Annotated in this window: 11 protein-coding genes and 1 pseudogene; 11 read left to right on the top strand and 1 reads right to left on the bottom strand. The window is 66.0% G+C overall.

Annotated elements, in window-relative coordinates; translation table 11 throughout:
* Window positions 1-81 precede the first annotated feature (81 nt).
* The 11 genes and pseudogenes from UCD39_RS00200 (at window position 82) to UCD39_RS00150 (ending at window position 14,574) form a co-directional block, all read left to right on the top strand.
* Complete coding sequence (locus tag UCD39_RS00200) at window positions 82-1,887, top strand: CHASE domain-containing protein (protein ID WP_330494155.1); 1,806 nt, start codon at window positions 82-84, stop codon at window positions 1,885-1,887.
* Window positions 1,888-1,976: 89 nt separating this feature from the next.
* The gene (locus tag UCD39_RS00195) at window positions 1,977-4,463 is read left to right on the top strand and encodes a response regulator (protein WP_330494153.1); all 2,487 of its coding nucleotides are present in this window, start codon (window positions 1,977-1,979) and stop codon (window positions 4,461-4,463) included.
* Between the two features lie 352 nt (window positions 4,464-4,815).
* A pseudogene (cysD, locus tag UCD39_RS00190) lies at window positions 4,816-5,708 on the top strand (sulfate adenylyltransferase subunit CysD).
* Window positions 5,708-7,645: a sulfate adenylyltransferase subunit CysN gene (gene cysN / locus UCD39_RS00185; RefSeq protein ID WP_330494152.1), complete on the top strand. Its 1,938-nt coding sequence runs from the start codon at window positions 5,708-5,710 to the stop codon at window positions 7,643-7,645. The pseudogene cysD and the gene cysN overlap by 1 nt, the downstream one beginning before the upstream one ends.
* A 459-nt stretch (window positions 7,646-8,104) precedes the next feature.
* The gene (locus tag UCD39_RS00180; protein WP_330494151.1) at window positions 8,105-8,896 is read left to right on the top strand and encodes an efflux RND transporter periplasmic adaptor subunit; all 792 of its coding nucleotides are present in this window, start codon (window positions 8,105-8,107) and stop codon (window positions 8,894-8,896) included.
* A gap of 54 nt (window positions 8,897-8,950) precedes the next feature.
* A complete protein-coding gene (locus UCD39_RS00175; RefSeq protein ID WP_330494150.1) occupies window positions 8,951-9,646 on the top strand; it encodes an ABC transporter ATP-binding protein in 696 nt (231 codons plus the stop codon).
* Window positions 9,643-10,806: an ABC transporter permease gene (locus UCD39_RS00170; RefSeq protein WP_330494149.1), complete on the top strand. Its 1,164-nt coding sequence runs from the start codon at window positions 9,643-9,645 to the stop codon at window positions 10,804-10,806. The genes UCD39_RS00175 and UCD39_RS00170 overlap by 4 nt, the downstream gene beginning before the upstream one ends.
* A 76-nt stretch (window positions 10,807-10,882) precedes the next feature.
* The gene (locus UCD39_RS00165; protein WP_330494148.1) at window positions 10,883-12,100 is read left to right on the top strand and encodes an ABC transporter permease; all 1,218 of its coding nucleotides are present in this window, start codon (window positions 10,883-10,885) and stop codon (window positions 12,098-12,100) included.
* Between the two features lie 514 nt (window positions 12,101-12,614).
* Window positions 12,615-13,133 (top strand): flagellar biosynthesis regulator FlaF, encoded by a 519-nt coding sequence (gene flaF, locus UCD39_RS00160; protein WP_330494147.1) that lies wholly within the window; start codon window positions 12,615-12,617, stop codon window positions 13,131-13,133.
* Window positions 13,134-13,292: 159 nt separating this feature from the next.
* On the top strand, window positions 13,293-14,036 hold the full coding sequence (locus tag UCD39_RS00155) for a hypothetical protein (RefSeq protein ID WP_330494146.1): 744 nt from the start codon (window positions 13,293-13,295) through the stop codon (window positions 14,034-14,036).
* 190 nt (window positions 14,037-14,226) lie between these two features.
* A complete protein-coding gene (locus UCD39_RS00150; protein WP_330494145.1) occupies window positions 14,227-14,574 on the top strand; it encodes a hypothetical protein in 348 nt (115 codons plus the stop codon).
* 66 nt (window positions 14,575-14,640) lie between these two features.
* Here UCD39_RS00150 and UCD39_RS00145 read toward each other — a convergent pair whose 3' ends face one another.
* Complete coding sequence (locus UCD39_RS00145; protein ID WP_330494144.1) at window positions 14,641-15,195, bottom strand: putative metalloprotease CJM1_0395 family protein; 555 nt, start codon at window positions 15,193-15,195, stop codon at window positions 14,641-14,643.
* Window positions 15,196-15,362: the final 167 nt, after the last annotated feature.

Below are 15,362 nucleotides of genomic sequence, written 5' to 3'. Positions count from 1 at the left end.
CTTCAATCCCTGGCGGCATGCGCTAAACTTGAGTTCGAAAGGCGCGTCGTGACGCGCGCAAGCTGAGCAACAGGCGGCGTCATGCGTCCAACACCGGGGCACGCCCTGGCGACTTTGTTAAGGATCTCGGCCCTTGCGGCGGCCTATTTCGCCATGGCGCGCCTGGGCCTGGGCTTGGCCAGCCTGAGCGAAAGCGCCAGCCCGGTCTGGCCCGCCTCGGGCCTGGCGGTGGCGGGATTGCTGATCTTCGGCAGGGCCACATGGCCCTTCGTCCTGATCGGCGCCTTCGTCGCCAACGCGCTGACCCCTGGCGTGGGCCTGCTGACGGCCGCCTTCATCTCCGTCGGCAACACGGGCGAGGCGATGCTGGGTGCCCTGCTGTTCAAGCGGGTCGATCGCATCGATCGGGAGCGGCTGCAGGTTTCCCGCGCCGCCGCCTTCGGCCTGGCATCCGTTATTGCGCCGGTTTGCAGCGCCACCATCGGCATCAGCGCCCTGCTGGTGGCCGGCAACCTGTCCTGGGACGTCAACCTGGGCGCCGTCTGGGTCACCTGGTGGACGGGCGACGCGCTGGGTATCCTGATCGTGACCTCCCTGATCGTTGCCGTGGGCGAGGCCACAGCCGCCCGCTATCGCCCGTCCTACCTCTGGGCCACCTTGTTCAGCGGCCTGCTGCCGGTGCTGGGCCTGACCGCGGCGGGTCTGCTGCTGCCTTTCCTGCCGGTGGCCCGCACGTTGCTTGGCCCGGCGGCGGCGCTGGGCATCTTCCTGCTATACCCCGCCATCCTGCTCGCCGCGCGGCGTTATGGTCCGGTGGCGGCCCATCTGGTGGTCCTGGCGGCGGCGACGGCCTATGTGCTGGGGACGGCGGCGGGCATCGGCCCCTTCATCGACGCCTCGCTGAACCAAAGCCTGCTGAACATGCAGGCCATGCTGGCGACCTTCGCCCTGACGGCCATCGTCTTTTCCGACATTCCCCGCCAATCGATCCGCCTGGCGTCCATCGTCTTCCTGGCGGGTTGCCTGATCGCGAGCGGCGTCTTCATGGACCGCACGGATATCGCCCGGTCCCGCGACGACGCCCACATGGGCAAGATCGTCGACAACGCCATGGCCCGCATCCATGAGCGCCTGTTGGTCTATTCCAACGCCCTGCAAGCGGGGGCGGCGCTGTACGCAACCGAATTGCCGGTGGGGCGGGCCCAATGGAAGGCGTTCGCCGCCACGCTGAACATCGATGGCCGCTATCCGGGCATCAATGGCATCGGCGTCATCTATCCCGTGCCGGTCGACGGGCTGGATGCCTTCCTGGCGCGGGTACGGGCGGATGGCGCGCCGGAATTCACGCTGCGGGCCGCGTCGGCGGAGGCGGTGCTGGATGATTTCGCCGACGCCCTGGAATACGACATCATCACCTATATCGAGCCATTGGCATCGAACGCCCCGGCCATGGGCTTGAACCTTGCCAGCGAAGCCAATCGCCGCGACGCCATCCTCCGCGCCCGCGACACCGGTCAGCCCGCGATGACCAAGCGCATTTCCCTGGTCCAGGATGCGCAGCGGCGTGCGGGTTTTCTCTACTTCATCCCGGTCTACGCTCCCGGGCAACCCCTGGACACGGTGGCGCAGCGGCGCCGGGCCCTGCGCTGCTGGATCTACGCGCCCTTCATCTCGGAGGTGTTCTTCCGTGAGGCTCTGCGGGACATGGTGGATGAGGTTGACGTGGCCGTGTACGACGGCGGCGTGGTGCGTCCCGACGCCCTGCTGTACCACAAGATCACCCCGGTCGGCCTGGGCGGCCAGCTTGCCGCGCGGCTGGGCCTGAAGTCCCCCACCCTGGCGATGCCCGACCAGATCAGCCGGGTGGATGAGGGGGGCACGCCCTGACCCTGGCTTGGTCGCGGTCGGGCAGCTTCGCCACGGCGGGACAGGCGGGGGCGGCGCTGGCGGCGGCCAGCCTGACGTTCATCGCCCTGATGCTGGCGGCCCTGACCGCGAACCTGCATCTGGTGCGCGCCCGCGCCACGGCCATCGCGGAGGGGATGACGCGCGAACTGAGCGCCATGAACGCCAAGCTGATGACCACTGGCAACCGGCTGGCCCTGGCAACGCAGGCCGGGGGAATCGGGGTTTGGGAATGGGATTTGGCCACGCAGGCCCTGGTCTGGGACGAGCGCATGTTCCAGCTCTATGGAGTCGACCCCACCGCGCAGCAGCCTCTGACCTATGCCCTGTGGCAGTCGCGTTGCCACGCCGAGGATTTGGGCCGCATGCAGGCGGAGATCCAGGCCGCCCTCCGCGGTGAAACCCCGCTGGACACGGAGTTCCGCATCCGCCTGCCCGACGGCACCGTCCGCCACATCCAGACCAGCGGCAAGGTCGAGCGTGACGCGAACGGCCAGGCGACCAGGATCGTGGGCGTGAACTGGGACGTCACGGCGGCGCGGGAAAGCGCCCGGGCGCTGGCGGCGGAGAAGCGGCGCGCGGAAGAGGCCAATCGCGCCAAGAACGACTTCCTGGCCAACATGAGCCATGAGGTCCGCACCCCCATGAACGGGGTGGTGGGGATGGTCCAGCTGTTGCTGGACACCACGGGCCTGACCCCCGAACAGCGGGGCTATGCGGAAACCATCCGCGACAGCGCCGACGCCCTACTGGGCGTCATCAATGACATCCTGGACATCTCCAAGCTGGAGGCCGGAAAGGTCGATCTGGAAAACCTGTCCTTCGATCTGGGGGACCTGGTCGAGGGGGTCGCCGCGATCCTGGCCCCCCGGGCCCGCGACAAGGGCGTCGAGCTGGGCGTCCTGGTGGTGGAGGAGGCGCGGCGGCACTGGCGCGGCGATCCCACCCGGCTGCGCCAGCTATTGCTGAACCTGGCCGGCAACGCCGTGAAATTCACCGACCGGGGCTGGGTCAGCATCGTCGTCACCTGTGTGGCCGACGCAGGGCCGGGCCCGCGGCGCCTGCGCTTCACGGTGCAGGACACCGGCATCGGCCTCAGCGAGGACCAGGCCAAGCGCCTGTTCCAGAAGTTCACCCAGGCGGACGCCAGTGTGACCCGCCGCTTCGGCGGTACCGGCCTGGGTCTGGCGATCTGCAAGCAGTTGGTCGAGTTGATGGAGGGCGACATCGGGGTGGAGAGCGCGCCCGGCCAGGGCTCCCTCTTCTGGTTCGAATTGCCGTTGGCGCCAGCCGAACCGGCGGACGCCCCCCTGGCCTCCTTGGAAAGCATCCGGGGGCGCCACGCCCTGGTGGTCGACGACCTGGCCATGAATCGCCTGATCCTGGCGCATAATCTGAGTTTCGACCTGGGGCTGCGGGTGGACGAGGCGCAGGAGGGGGAGTCGGCGCTGACGATGCTGGGAATGGCCGCCGGCGGGGACGACCCGTATGACATCCTGCTCATCGACAACCGCATGCCGGGACTGTCTGGACCGGAGGTGGTGGCGCGGGTGCGGGCCGACGCCCGGCTCAATGATCTGCGGATCATCTTGGTGAGTTCCATCGAGCCGGATCAAGCGACCCTGGACGCGCGGTACGACGCGATACTGGCGAAGCCCGTGCGTCGCTTGCCCCTGAACGAGGCGGTGGCGCGCGCCTTCGGCTGCGTCATGCCGCCCTGCGCCGCTCGGGAAACATCTGAAGCCGAAGAGGCCGGGCCTTTACCGGCCGGGGGCGGTCGCCGTGTGCTTGTGGTGGAGGACAATCCCACCAACCAGGCGGTGGCCACCCTGATGCTGCGCAAGGCGGGCTACGCCGTCACGATGGCGGAGGATGGCGCCCAGGCGGTGGCCGCCTACGCCCGCGACCGCTTCGACATCGTGCTGATGGATGTGCAGATGCCGGTCATGGACGGGATGGAGGCTACCCGCCGTATCCGCGCCGCGGAACTGGCAGGCGGCTGGCCGCGCACCCCCATTCTTGCCATGACGGCCAACGCCATGGCGGGCATGAGCGCCGATTATGCCGCTGCCGGCATGGACGACTGTGTCTATAAGCCCTTCCGCCAGGAGCAGATGCTGCGCGTTGTCGACCATTGGTCGGGCGGCGCCCATGCGCCGCAAGAAACGGAAAAATCGCCGGCGGCCCCTGCGGCGGACGCCCCCCTGCTGGATGAGTCGGTGCTGGCCCGCCTAAAGCCCATCGCCGGGCCGACCGCCTTCGCCCGACTGGTTCAAGACTTCATCGATAATGGTCAGAATCGCGTGATCCAGGTGGTGCGCACAGCGACCGACAGCCCCACGCCCGACCTGCGCGCCCTGGGTCGCCACGCGCATGATCTTGTTTCAACGGCCGGCAATTGTGGATTAAAACGTTTGGAGGAGACAGCGCGCCAGCTTCAGTCCGCCTGCGATGGTGAGGATGGGGATCGCGCGCGGGCCTTGGCGGCGCTGGTCGCGACCTTGGGGCCATCATCCTGGCGGGCCCTGGGGGAGCATTTTCTCGTGCCTGTCGATTGACACCAAGCCTGGCTGTCTTCCTTCTGCCGTTAACGAAAAATACACTGTTAATTTGTTATTTATTCACCTTCTTCCCAAGTATTTTTCAGGGGCGCAGGAATTCCATATTCGCAATGCCATGTGTGAAAGTTTCCTTTATACCTCTCGCAAACGGGTATTGAGTATGCGACGACCACCAGCGTGATCGTTAGGCGTGCAATCGCAGGCTTCTGGGATAGTGAGCCGTATAGGACGGCAGCCTTGGCGTGATGACAGAGTGATTGACGTGAAAGACGCGGCAGTGTTGGACAGCATCATACAGCCCCCCTCCCCCCTTCCCGCCGCGCTTGCCGGCACCCTCGCCCCCCCTCGGTTGACGCATTTGCAGCGGCTTGAGGCGGAGAGCATCCACATCCTGCGGGAGGTGGTGGCCGAGACGCAGAATCCGGTGATGCTTTATTCCATCGGCAAGGACAGCGCGGTGATGCTGCACCTGGCGATGAAAGCCTTCTATCCGGCCAAGCCACCGTTTCCGCTGCTGCACGTCGACACCACCTGGAAGTTCCGCGAGATGATCGCCTTCCGGAACCAGCGGGCGGCCGACCTGGGCCTGGATCTGCTGGTCCACACCAATCCGGAAGGTTTGGCGCGGGGCATCGGCCCCTTCACCCATGGCTCCGCCATCCACACCCAAGTGATGAAGACGGAGGCGCTTAAGCAGGCGCTGGACCGCTACGGTTTCGACGCGGCCTTCGGCGGCGCCCGCCGCGACGAGGAGAAGAGCCGCGCCAAGGAGCGCATCTTCAGCTTCCGCACCGAGCAGCACCGCTGGGATCCCAAGAACCAGCGCCCCGAGCTGTGGCAGCTGTATAACGCCCGCAAGAACAAGGGCGAGAGCATCCGTGTCTTCCCCTGTCCAATTGGACGGAGCTGGACATTTGGGAATACATCTACCTGGAAAACATCCCCATCGTGCCGCTCTACTTCGCCGCCGAACGCCCGGTGGTGGAGCGTGACGGCGCCCTGATCATGGTGGATGACGACCGCCTGCCCCTGAAGCCGGGGGAAGTGCCGGAGATGCGGCGCGTGCGCTTCCGCACGTTAGGCTGCTATCCGCTGACCGGCGCCATCGACAGCGACGCCGATACCCTGCCGGGCATCATCCGCGAAATGCTGTTGGCCCGCACGTCGGAACGCCAGGGCCGGGTCATCGACCGTGACGGCGGCGCCTCGATGGAACAGAAGAAGCAGGAAGGGTACTTCTGATGGCCCCCGATACCCCTCTGCCCGACGCGCTGGAAGCGGGCGTGACCGAGATCGAGCGCTATCTCGCCGCCCAGCAGTCCAAAGGGCTGCTGCGCTTCATCACCTGCGGCAGCGTGGACGACGGCAAGAGCACCCTGATCGGCCGGCTGCTGTACGACAGCAAGATGCTGTTCGAGGATCAGTTGGCGGCCCTGGAGGCGGACAGCCGCAAGGTGGGCACCCAGGGTGGCGATCTGGACTTCGCCCTGCTGGTCGACGGTTTGTCGGCGGAACGCGAACAAGGCATCACCATCGACGTCGCCTATCGCTTCTTCAACACCGACCGGCGCAAGTTCATCGTGGCCGACACGCCCGGCCATGAGCAGTACACGCGCAACATGGTCACCGGCGCGTCCACCGCCGACCTGGCCATCATCCTGATCGACGCGCGCAAGGGCGTGCTGCCCCAGACGCGGCGCCACAGCTTCTTGGTGTCGCTGCTGGGCATTCGCAAGATCGTCCTGGCGGTCAACAAGATGGATCTGATGGCCTACGACCAGGCCGTCTTCGACCGGGTGGTCGCGGAATACCGCGCCTTCGCCCGGCAGTTGGACCTGACCGACATCCAGGCCATCCCCCTGTCCGCGCTGAAGGGCGACAACGTCACCACGCTCACCGACGCCATGCCCTGGTACCAGGGGCCCACCCTGATCGGGCACCTGGAGACGGTGGAGGTCGCGGATCTGCGCGCGGTCGCGTCCTTCCGCCTGCCGGTGCAATGGGTGAACCGTCCCAACCTGGACTTCCGCGGCTATGCCGGCACCATCGCCGCCGGCACCGTGCGACCGGGCGACCGCATCCGCGTCCTGCCCTCCGGCCAGGAAAGCCGCGTGGCCCGTATCGTCACCCACGATGGCGACCTGAGCGTGGCCGTCGCCGGCCAGTCGGTCACGCTGTCCCTGACGGATGAGATCGACATCAGCCGGGGCGACATCATCTCCGCCTTGGATGAGCCGGCCGAGGTGGCCGACCAGATGGAGGCGACGCTGGTGTGGATGGCGGAGGCCCCGCTGCTGCCCGGCCGCCCCTACATCCTGAAGGTGGGCACCAAGTCGGTTCCGGCCAGCGTGGCGACGCTGAAGCACAAGATCAACGTCAACACCCTGGAGCAATTGGCGACCAAGACCCTGGCCCTGAATGAGGTCGGTCTGGCGACGCTCAGCCTGGACCAGCCGGTGGCCTTCGACGTCTATCGCCGCAACCGCGACACCGGCGGCTTCATCCTCATCGACCGCCTGACCAACGAGACGGTGGCGGCCGGCCTCATCCGCTCCGCCATCGTGCGCACCGTGCCCTGGCAGGTCCTGGACGTGGACAAGCGCGCCCGGTCCCAGATGAAGGGCCAGCGTCCGCGCGTGCTGTGGTTCACCGGCCTGTCCGGCGCCGGCAAGTCCACCATCGCCAACCTGGTGGAAAAGAAGCTGCACGCCCATGGCCGGCACACCATGCTGCTGGACGGCGACAACGTCCGCCATGGCCTGAACCGCAATCTGGGCTTCACCGACGCCGACCGGGTGGAGAACATCCGCCGTGTGGCGGAGGTGTCGAAGCTGATGGTCGACGCCGGGCTGATCGTGCTGGTGTCCTTCATCTCCCCCTACCGGGCGGAACGGCGCATGGCGCGGGAGCTGCTGGGTCCGGGAGAATTCCTGGAGGTGTTCGTGGACACGCCCCTGGCGGTCGCGGAGGGGCGCGACGTCAAGGGCCTCTATGCCAAGGCCCGCGCCGGCAAGATTCCGAACTTCACCGGCATCGACAGTCCCTATGAGCCGCCGGAGTCACCCGACGTGCGCATCGACACCCAGGCCATGACCGCCGAGCAGGCGGCCAACCACATCTTCACGCTGCTGTCCCGCTTCGACGAGGATGCCGACCTGGTGGACGGCGCCGCCATCTGACGACGACCGCTTGTTTCTGTCAGAAGGGCCGGCCGGAGCGATCCGCCGGCCCTTTCGCCTATCTGGCCCCAACCGGCGGGGCGCAACTGGCCCTGGTCGTCAACCCGTCTTATAGATCAACCATTTGTGGTGCGACATTCCGCGCCACGCGGTATGATGCCACCGGGGAATGTACCAGTCGGGGGGCTAAGGTGCAGCTGGACAAGGCGGAATTGTTGCGGTCCATGACCATCGACCGGACGCCGGGGGCGGCGCGGGGTGGTGGCGGCGGCCGGGGTTTGGCCCTGGGGGTGACGGCGGGCGTCAGCGTGGTCGTCATCGCGTTGGGTATCGCCTGGGCCGCTGGCCTGCTCACCCGCTCAAATGCCTCCGATGCGGCCTCTGCGGCCAGTTCCGTGAAGCCGGCCCCAGCGGCATCGGGCATCTCTACCCAGTCCCCCCGCGCCCCCGGTGTCAGAGGTGCGCAGCGGCAACCTCATTGGCTCCGGCTATGTCGTGGCCCGCCGGGTGGCGACGGTGTCGGCCGACGTCACCGGGCGGGTGCGCGAGGTGCTGGTGCAGGAGGGCATGTTTGTGCAGAAGGGCCAGGTGCTGGCCACGCTGGACGATGTGCTGGCCCGCAGCGATCTGGACCTGGCCAAGGCCCGCCTGGCGTCGGCGGAGGCCGCGGTGGTCGCCAACCAGGCCGATTTGGTGGACGCGGAAAAGACGCTGGAGCGCACGCGCGCCCTGACCGGCCGTCAATTCTCCAGCGAGGCGGACCTGATCAAGGCCGATGCCCGCGCCGCCTCGCTGCGCGCCCAGTTGGTGAAGTCCAAGGCCGATGTGAACGCCGCCCGGGCCACCGTCGCCTATGACGCGGAGATGGTGGACCGTTACCAAGTCCGCGCGCCCTTCACCGGCGTGGTGACGGAAAAGAACGCCCAGCCGGGCGAGATCATCTCCCCCATGTCCTCGGGCGGCTTCACCCGCACCGGTGTCTGCACGCTGGTGGACATGGACAGCCTGGAGTTCGAGGTGGAGGTGAACGAGGCGAATATCGCCCGCGTCCGTCCCGGCCAGAAGGTGGAGGCGACACTGGACGCCTATCCCGACTGGAAGGTGCCCGCCTCCGTCCTGGCCATCATCCCCACCGCCAGCCGGGAAAAGGCCACCATCAAGGTGCGCGTGGCCATCGCCGCCAAGGATCCTCGCATCCTGCCCAACATGGCCGCCAAGGTGACCTTCCTGAACGAGGGCAAGGGCGGCTGACCCCGCCCGCGCTCACCCCTTTTCCGCACGACCCTCACTTGGGAGCCGAAGTCCATGACGGGCCAGACCTTGATCCACCTGCAGGATGTGTCCAAGCGGTTCGTGAAAGGCCGGGACACCATCACCATTTTCGACCATCTGGGCCTGACCATCCCGACCGGCGATTTCGTGGCGGTGATGGGGCCCAGCGGGTCGGGCAAGACCACCCTGCTGAACCTGCTGGGCGGCATCGACCAGCCGACAGGGGGCAGCATCACCTTCGACGGTGGGCGGGTGGATACCCTGACGGAAGGGCAGCTGGCCCGCTGGCGCGCCCACAACGTCGGCTTCATCTTCCAGTTCTACAACCTGATGCCCACCCTGACGGCGGCGCGGAACGTGGAACTGCCCCTGCTGCTCACGTCGTTCGGACGGGCGGAGCGCAAGCGGCGGGTGGAAGCAGCCTTGAGCCTGGTGGGTCTGGCCGAACGCGCCAACCACTACCCCCGCGAAATGTCGGGCGGCCAGCAACAGCGCGTAGCCATCGCCCGCGCCCTGATTTCCGACCCAAAGCTGCTGCTGTGCGACGAGCCCACGGGCGACCTGGACCGCGCCACGGCGGATGAGATCCTCTCCATGCTGCGCCTTCTGAACCAGGAGATGGGCAAGACCATCGTCATGGTCACCCATGACCCGGAGGCGGCCAAGTACGCCCGGCGCACCCTGCACCTGGACAAGGGCCGCTTCACCGAACGGGAGCTGGTGGCATGAGTGACCTCTACCTGCTCTGGCGCAACCTGTTCCGCCGCAAGCTGCGCACCTTCCTCATGATGCTGGCCATCTTCGTGGCCTTCGTCATCTATGGCGTGCTGGGCAGCATCAACTACGCCTTCGAGCATGGGGTGGACTCGTCGGCCGACAACCGGCTGGTGGTGGTGAATAAGATCACCTTCATCCAGCCCCTCCCCTATGCCTACGTCGGCAAGATCGCGGCCATCAAGGGCGTGAAAAACGTCACCTTCGCCAACTGGTTCGGCGGCTATTACCAGGACGCCCGCAACCAGATCGGCACCTTCGCCGTCGACCCCGAAAGCTATCTGCGGATCTATCGCGACGACCTGCGCATCGATCCCGCCCAGAGAGACGCCTTCATCCACGACCGCACCAGCATGGTGGTGGGCGAGGCCATCGCCACGAAGTACGGCTGGAAGGTCGGCGACCGGATTCCCATCAATTCCAACATCTTCACCAACAAGGCCAACGGCAGCCACACCTGGGAACTGACCGTTGCCGGCATCGCCTATGCGGCGAAGGAATCCTTCAACACCAGCTTCATCATCTTCCAGTACGAAAACTTTAACGAAAGCAAGACGTTCGGCAAGGATACGGTGGGCTGGATCACCCTGGAGACGGACAGCGCCGCGGTGAACGACACGGTGGCCGCCACCATCGACGACCTGTTCGCCAATTCCACGGCGGAAACCAACACCCAGTCGGAAAAGGCGTTCGGTAAGGCCTTCCTGGCCCAGTTGGGCAACATCGCCCTTATCATCACCCTGGTGGTGGGGGCGGCCTTCGCCACCATCCTGATGATCGTCGGCAACACCATGGTGATGGCCGTGCGCGAGCGCACGAAGGAGATCGCCGTGCTGAAGACCCTCGGCTTTCCCTCCTGGCGCATCTGGCGTCAGGTGCTGGGGGAATCGGTGCTGCTGGCGCTGCTGGGCGGCCTGCCCGGGCTGGCTGTGGCCGGACTGCTGGTGATGGTGCTGTCCAAGGGCGCGTCGGGCGCCATTCCAGGATTGGCGCTGACCCTGCCCGTGGCGGGCCTTGGGGTGGCCTTCATGCTGCTTCTCGGGGTGGTGACGGGTTTCCTGCCGGCTTGGAACGCTCTACGCCTGAACATCGTCACGGCCCTCGGCCGCCTGTGATCCGTCAGTCCCGCCTGCTCACTTCGCATCGCTGGTTCTCTTCGCCCCGCTGCTTCTCTTCGTAGGAAACAACGTCATGCGCGTGTTCAACGAGATCGCGGTGGTCGCCACCATCTGCATAAAAAGCATTCCGCAACGCTTCTGGGCCTCCCTCTCCACGGTGGTGGCGGTGGGGCTGGTGGTGACCGTGCTGTTGGCCTTCCTGGCCATGGCCGCCGGCTTCCAGCAGACCCTGCGCGGCACGGGAACCAAGGACATGGCCATCCTGATGCGGGCCGGTTCCCAGGCGGAACTGAACAGCGGCGTCACCCGCGACCAGGCGCGCCTGATCGAGGAGGCGCCGGGCGTCATGAAGGACGCGGACGGCAAGCCCCTGGTGTCGCCCGAACTCTACGTCATCGTCGATGGCGTCAAGAAGACGGCCGTGCCGGCCGACGGCAACCTGAAGAAAGCCCCCCGCTCCAACCTCACCCTGCGCGGCCTGGGCCCCGTCGGCATCGCCGTGCGACCCGGCCTGAAGATCGTGGAAGGCCGCACGTTCAATCCCGGCACCAACGAGTTGATGGTGGGCCGGGCCCTGCAGAAGGATTTCGCGGGCCTGAACGTCGGGGACACCGTCAAGCTGGGCAACAGCGATTGGCTGGTGGTGGGTGCCTTCGAATTGGGGGGCAGCGTCTTTGAATCGGAATTGTGGGCTGACACGCCCGAGGTACAGGATCTGTTCCACCGCCAGAACGTCTTTCAGTCCATCCGCGCCCGCCTGACAGGTCCCGACGCCCTGAAGGCCCTGTCGGACTACGCCACCAATGATCCCCAGTTGAAGCTGGACGTGACGACGGAGGCCGAATACTACGCGCAGCAGGCCAGCCGCACCTCCGACCTGATCCAGAAGCTGGGATGGCCGCTGGCCATCGCCATGGCCTTCGGCGCCCTGGCGGGCGCGCTGAACACCATGTACAGCTCCGTCGCGGCGCGGGCGCAGGAAATCGCGACCCTGCGCTGCATCGGGTTCAGCGGAACCTCCTCCTTCATCGGCACCCTGCTGGAAAGCCTGGTGCTGGCGCTGGCGGGCGGCATCGTCGGAACTCTGATCACCTGGGTCGCGGTTGATGGCCTCACCGGTTCCACCCTGGCAGGCAGCACGTTTTCGCAGGTGGTCTTCACCTTCCACCTGACGCCGGCGGTGGCCCTGCAAGGGATCATCATGGCGCTGATTGTCGGATTGGTCGGCGGCGTGTTCCCCGCTTGGCGTGCGGCGCGGGTGCCGATCGCCGAGGCCTACGGCAGCCCCTGAAGCCGTCGTCCCCGATCGCCCGCCGGCGCATTTCGGGGACGCCTTCAAAATATCTTTACCTTTTTGCCCTAGATACTAGGCACCGGCTCCGGGCCCTGGGCGTCATTGCGCGCCTTGGCCCGGGTTCGGTGGTCCGCCGCTTGCATATATGCGACGGCGCAGCCCCTGAGCGTGAGCCTGAACCGGCAGTTGCTGCCGGGTTGATGGCCCTAAATGAGTATGGGATACTTCCCAAGTCGGCATTATTGACCGCCCCCAGGCGTTTCTTGCCCCCGTTGGGTTAGGCAGAATGGGGGATGGCGGTGATGCCAACACCCCGAGGATGGGGCCTCTGGGATGAGGGAAGGTGTGGCCCGGCGGGGTTATGTCATGTGACGTAGCAGGCCGGTACAGGTAAAAGGGCGGCATCGGCACCGCACCCGTCCAGGCTTGGGCTGCCCCTCATGGCATGTCCACTGGAAGGGACAACGGACCCGCCGCCCGGAAACGCGTTAGCCAGGGATCACGTGATCTGATGAAGCCTTCGGCCGGATATACCAACCGTCCCGCGTCGGACAATCCCCGCGATATCGAAGCCTGGGGCCTGACGGAAGCCGCGCGCCGGTTGATGCTGGCGGCGCAGACGCCCGAAAACCCCGAGCCCTTGCGCCAAGCGTTGTCGCTGAACCAGCGCTTGTGGACCATCTTCCAATCGTCCATGGCGGAGGAGGATTGCCCCCTGCCCAAGGACCTGCGCGAAAAGATCCTGGTGTTGTCCCTGATCGTCGACCGCCAGACCTTCGAACGGCTAGGCGATCTGGACGTCACCAAGCTGCAGCAGCTGATCGACATCAACCGCAACATCGCCGCCGGGCTGTCGCAACGCCCGGACGACGCCGCAGCGGGCCTACCCGCCGGGATGGCCGCCTCGCCCGCGACGCCGCCGCGCGCGCCCATGATGACGCCGCCGGCCAATCCGGGGGCACAGCGTCCAGGCATGGCGCCTGCGGGCATGACGTCTGGTGGTGCGGGCAAGTTCAACATATCGATCTAAACGGAGGACGGCGCCAAAGCGGGCGCGAAAAATGTCGCGCCGCCCAAGTTGGATCGGAAATATCTTGCATTTTATGTTTTCATTCCGCAGACTTATGCAAGGTAGTTAGGCTTATTGCCCCCGCGTCTTGGCAGGGGCCTGACCATAGGGATCACTCCCGTGAGCAACGTCGCCACATCCGCTGTCAGCAGCACCACCTCCGCCGGCGCGGCGGCGAACGCCTCAGTGTTCGCCCAGCTGGCACAGATCCAGGCGCAACTGGCGGCGCAGAACGACGCGCTCTCGAACAAGGCGTCGGCGCAAAGCTCCAGCGCCATCGGCACCCCACAGAACTTCACCAAGTCGACGGCGAAGTCGCAATACAACAATGTGGCCTCCGCCACGGACATCGGCACGGTCACCAACGGCCAGACGCGGGTCAACGCCTTCGGCAGCCTTAGCTCCGGCGACCCCGCCGACTACCTCAGCTTCAAGATGTCCCGTAAGGGCATCATCAACCTGGGCCAGTTGGACATGGGTCAGACCCGGGTCCAGGTGATGACCAAGACTGGTGTTGTTCTGGCCGACAGCAGCAGCAAATCCGGCAGCGCCTACGACGCCTACACGGCCATGGTCAATGGACAGAAGACGCTGGACGCCGGCACCTATGTGTTAAAGGTGTCCAGGGCCGATGGCGTCAAGCTGACGCAGAAGGTGAATTACGGTGTCCAGGTCGCCGCAGGCGATTATTCCAAGGACTACACCACGACGATCACCGCGCCCTCGAACAACGCCAGCATTTCCGCCAGCGCCGCAGGCATCTCATCGGCCTTGACCGACCAGCTCACCACCATGAAGAACTGGACCATCGGCCAGACGGGGACCCAGAAGCTGATGGGCACAATGATCAACCTGTTCGCTTAGGCGGGCAGGTTTCATATAATGACGGGTATGAGGCCGGCCACCGTTGTGGCCGGCCTTTTTGATTCCTCCCTGCGGCACCTGGGCGTGCGATGTCTCAACAGAAGTTTTTGACAGAAGTGTGATCAAGGGGAAATCCTATGGGTTGTAATAAAGCCATGACCGATCCCCACAGCAACCTGGGAGGCTACGGATGAAGACCCTGACGTGCGTGTTGACGACGGCGATGATCGCTTTGGCAGCACCTGCTTTTGCGGCTTCTGGCGGTGGCACCTGGCCCACGGTCAGCAATGAGGCGCGTCAAGTACCGGTCAAGCCGGACCTCAACCTATATCATGGCCCTATTATTCCCTGCGGACCCGAGCCGACGGGAATGACCGCTGCGACCAAGGCTCGCCTGACCAACGTCGCGCAGCGGGTTGATAGCTTGATCGATCAGCACAAGTGCGACGAGGCTACCGCGCTGGCCAAAGAGCAGGGCGGTGTTGTGATGGCCGACATGGCGACCAAGATTTGCGCCCTGCGCTATAACGCTGAGTAGAGTGGGCCCGACTACCAAGTATCATCGCTGGTCGCCACCACCGCAGGGGGGGCGAATGCCGCTCTCCTAAGCGAACAGCGCCAGGGGCTGTGCCGCTGCGGCCTGTGCGGCCTGCACGATCCCGGCATCGACCGCCCCTTGGGTCTTGCGATAGGCGGCCGCCCCCTGACGGCTGGTAACGCCCCCTGCCCCGACCTCTTGTGTGCCTGCCGATGCCATATCGCCCTCCGCGGCCAGGGCAGATCCAGACAGGGCGTCGCGCTGTCCGTCCTTCGGCTGTGTCTTCTGCTTGGCCGCTTCCCCCTGCGCGGCGACAATTCCCGCCTCCGCCTGGGCGGCCACGGCCCGGTCCTGGCCGGACGGGTCGGCTGGCGCCAAGGCGGCACGGCGTACCGTTTCCAGCTTGGCGATGGTGGCTTGGGGATCACCCTGAACCGAACCGATGTCGATGGCCACCTCGCCGGCGGTGGCATAATGCTGGCCATCGGGCCCAGTGGTGAAGGTGAAGGTTTCCGACCCGGCATAGGGGCCGCCAGCCGCCTTGTGGGCCGCCTCATGCGCCCGTACGGATCGGTCGACAGCCTTCAGCTTGTCCACCTGCTGCTGTTGCGCATCCGTCAATCTGGTGCTGGCACCGGCCGCGCCACCCCCCCAGCCCCGGCTGATGCTTGGCCCCTGACGCTGTAAGGACTGGCCGCGTGGCTGGGCGGGCTGGTGTTGGATACGGATGTACCCTGCCCCGCCGTGGTGGTGGCGGGCGCCGGGCCGGTCAAGGCGCGCGCCCAGAC

It is taken from the genome of Nitrospirillum karajorum (assembly GCF_036348415.1).
In the GTDB taxonomy this organism is placed as follows: domain Bacteria; phylum Pseudomonadota; class Alphaproteobacteria; order Azospirillales; family Azospirillaceae; genus Nitrospirillum; species Nitrospirillum amazonense_B.
The sequence above is the reverse complement of the archived record's forward strand: the minus strand, read 5'-3'. Positions and strand labels throughout refer to the sequence as shown.